4 protein-coding genes are annotated in these 2834 nt (G+C 69.6%); 3 read left to right on the top strand and 1 reads right to left on the bottom strand.

The annotated features are described in order from the left end of the window. The coding region (locus ITI46_RS34030; RefSeq protein WP_209243851.1) for a transglycosylase SLT domain-containing protein at positions 1 to 157 on the top strand (157 nt) is incomplete at its 5' end. A gap of 80 nt (positions 158 to 237) precedes the next feature. Here ITI46_RS34030 and ITI46_RS34025 read toward each other — a convergent pair. Next, positions 238 to 915, bottom strand: a complete 678-nt coding sequence (locus ITI46_RS34025; RefSeq protein WP_209243849.1) for a DUF4232 domain-containing protein — start codon at positions 913 to 915, stop codon at positions 238 to 240. A gap of 272 nt (positions 916 to 1187) precedes the next feature. Here ITI46_RS34025 and ITI46_RS34020 point away from each other — a divergent pair, with 272 nt between their 5' ends. Together ITI46_RS34020 and ITI46_RS34015 are read left to right on the top strand one after the other, a co-directional pair. After that, on the top strand, positions 1188 to 1865 hold the full coding sequence (locus ITI46_RS34020; RefSeq protein WP_209243848.1) for a sensor domain-containing protein: 678 nt from the start codon (positions 1188 to 1190) through the stop codon (positions 1863 to 1865). Between the two features lie 146 nt (positions 1866 to 2011). Then, positions 2012 to 2812 carry a VOC family protein gene (locus ITI46_RS34015; RefSeq protein WP_209243847.1) on the top strand — a complete coding sequence of 267 codons (801 nt, stop codon included), beginning with the start codon at positions 2012 to 2014 and terminating at the stop codon, positions 2810 to 2812. Positions 2813 to 2834: the final 22 nt, after the last annotated feature.

Raw genomic sequence — 2834 nt, 5'->3', positions numbered from 1 at the left:
CAAGGGCCTGCTCCAGGTGATCCAGCCCACCTTCGACCAGTACCACGTCAAGGGCACCCCCGATAAGCTCACCGACCCCGTCGCCAACATCGTCGCCGCCTGCAACTACGCAGCCGACCGCTACGGCTCCATGGACAACGTCGACTCCGCCTACTAAGACGAACCACCGCTGAACCAGCACCCCGCATACGAACAAGAGCGGGTGGGAGGACACACCTCCCACCCGCTCCTGTTCTCTTACTGCTTGCCGGTGCCGACGGGGTCCACCGTGACCTTCTGGTCGGCGCCCTCCTCGACGGGGAAGTTGAGGTTGACCGACATGTTCTTGGAGTGGGTCTCGTTCGGCGGGGTGACGACCATGCTGGTGATGTTCACGCCGGACCCGCCGGTGTTGTTCGGCGGGTAGTGGAGGGTGAAGCGGGTCGTCTCGCCCGCCTTGAGGGTGACGACCGGGGCGGAGAGGCTGCTGCGCTTGGCGCTGAGAGGCTTGGAGGCGTACTGGGACCTGAGGTCGACACCGGGGAATCCCTTGAGCGAGCAGGCGTCGCCGCCGGTGTTCTTGAGGCTGACCAGGAGAGTGCCCTCCCCCATGCCGTGGGAGCTGCCGAAGGCGAGGTTCGCCGTCTTGCAGTTGCCGGTGGTGATCTTGCCACCTCCGCTGCCCGGGGCGGAGTTCGCGGCGTGCCGGCCGCCGGCGGTCTTGGACTTCGAGTGGGATGCGCTGGTGCCGCCGGAGTTCCCGCCCGAGGAGGACGAGGACGACGAGGACGACGAGGAAGACGAGGAAGACCCACCCGAGGACGAGGACTTGGAGACGTTCGAGCTCGCGTTCGAGTCCGCGTTCCCCTGGCAGGCGGTGAGCGAGAGACCGGCGGCCAGGGCCAGGGCGGCGAGGGTGAGCTTCTGAGCGCGCATCGTTTCTTCCCCTTGCGGTTGGTGCCGCCGCGGTGGAGGTGCCTTGGTGTTCGGCCCCGCCTGCTCGGCACGAGTGAGCGTTACTGAACCGTTCGATCCACCCCGCCCGGGGAATGTTCACGCCCGAGCGCCGCTCTTACGCGCCTGTTACACATGGCGAGGAGAGGCAGGGGCTGTCACTGCCTCGCCGCCCGCGGGGTAGTGCTGGGTACACCCTCGATTCGGGTGCCAGCGGTATGGGATCGGGCTCGCGGCGCGGCGAGAGTGGACACATGACAACGACGACGCACGCGCAGCCGGGCCCGCGCACCCTTCCGGCCCTGGACTCGACGGCCTCCGGCAGCCGGCGCGGGGGACGCTTCGGGCGGGAGGTGGGCTATCTGCTCTCCGGCCTCCCGCTCGGCATCGCCGCTTTCACCCTGATGGTCACGGGCTTCGCGCTCGGGGTTTCGACCCTCGTTCTGGTCGTCGGCCTGCCGGTGCTGGCCGGAACGCTGTCCATGGCCGGTTATCTCGCCCGCGTGGAGGCGGACCACATCGCGGCCGTCACGGGCCGCCCGCTCCCGGGCCGCGCGGAAGGGCAGGCGCCGGGGACGGCGCAGCGCGGCAGCGGAAGCGGCCGGTGGAAGGCGGTGCGGGATCCGCAGGCGTGGCGGGAGCTGGCGCACGCGGTGCTCGCCTTCCCGGTGCGGGTGGTGACCTTCTCCCTCACCCTGACCTGGCTGGTCGGCGGTCTCGGCGGACTCACCTACGGACTGTGGTCGTGGTCGATACCCAGGGACGGGAACGACGGCCTGATGGACCTGGCTTTCGGTGTGACGGGACGCGGCCCCGACATCGCCTTCAACACTGCTGTCGGCGTGTTCCTGCTGGTCACATCCATACCGGTGGTGCGCGGGCTCGCGGTGACGCAGGCGAGCCTGGGCCGGGTGCTGCTGCGCCGCGACTAGCCGCCGAGCGGCGAGCCGGCCGAACTGCTGCCATCCTGATGCGGCGGGCACCCGACAAACCCGATGAATACGGACTCGGCGGGTGCACGTCCAACAGATACGCATACACCGCGCAGCACCCAGCCCCCTTCTGCCGGAGGATCCGCATGCTGACGACCAACTTCGTTCCCGGCACCCCGAACTGGCTCGATCTCGGTGCACCCGATGTGGACGCCGCCGTCGCCTTCTACACCAGCGTCTTCGACTGGCAGTTCCGGTCGGCAGGGCCGGAGGCAGGGGGGTACGGATTCTTCCAGCGCGGCGGCAAGACCGTCGCCGCGGTAGGACCGCTGATGGAGGAGGGGGCGAGCCCCGCGTGGACGTCGTACTTCCACACGGCGGACGCCGACACCACCCGCGCCCAGGTGGAAGGCGCGGGCGGCACGGTGCGGGTCGAGCCCATGGATGTGTTCACGGCGGGCCGGATGGCGCAGTTCACCGATCCGACGGGTGCCGACTTCGCGGTATGGCAGCCGAGGGACACGGGCGGCCTGGAAGTGGTCATGGAGCCGGAGACGCTGTGCTGGACGGAGCTGTACACCACCGACGCGGCGAGGGCGAAGGACTTCTACACGGCGGTGTTCTCGTGGAGCTACCAGGACATGTCGATGGGTGACGACCTGGTCTACTCCGTGGCCTCCGCGCCCGGTGGCGGTACGGAGGGCGACACCGGGCACGGCGGCATCATGCAGCTCCCGCAGGAGAACCTGAGCGCCGGGTCGACCTCGGAGTGGCACCCGTACTTCGCCACGGAGGACTGCGACGCCACATGCACCCGCGCGACGGGGTCCGGCGCGAAGGTGCTGATCCCGCCGACGGATGCGCCCGGCGTGGGCCGGCTCGCGATGCTCCGCGACCCTGCGGGCGCGCCGTTCGCCCTGATCAAGGGAGACCCGAACATGGGCTGAGGCGAAGCGGGGGGGGGTGGGG

Source organism: Streptomyces oryzae, from assembly GCF_017676365.1.
In the GTDB taxonomy this organism is placed as follows: domain Bacteria; phylum Actinomycetota; class Actinomycetes; order Streptomycetales; family Streptomycetaceae; genus Streptomyces; species Streptomyces oryzae.
This window is presented reverse-complemented; position numbering and strand designations above follow the sequence as displayed.

What these genes read in the sequence shown, in the direction of transcription:
- ITI46_RS34025 (WP_209243849.1), bottom strand. Translation starts at nt 915, where the DNA reads ATGCGCGCTCAGAAGCTCACCCTCGCCGCCCTGGCCCTGGCCGCCGGT.
- ITI46_RS34020 (WP_209243848.1), top strand. Translation starts at nt 1,188, where the DNA reads ATGACAACGACGACGCACGCGCAGCCGGGCCCGCGCACCCTTCCGGCC.
- ITI46_RS34015 (WP_209243847.1), top strand. Translation starts at nt 2,012, where the DNA reads ATGCTGACGACCAACTTCGTTCCCGGCACCCCGAACTGGCTCGATCTC.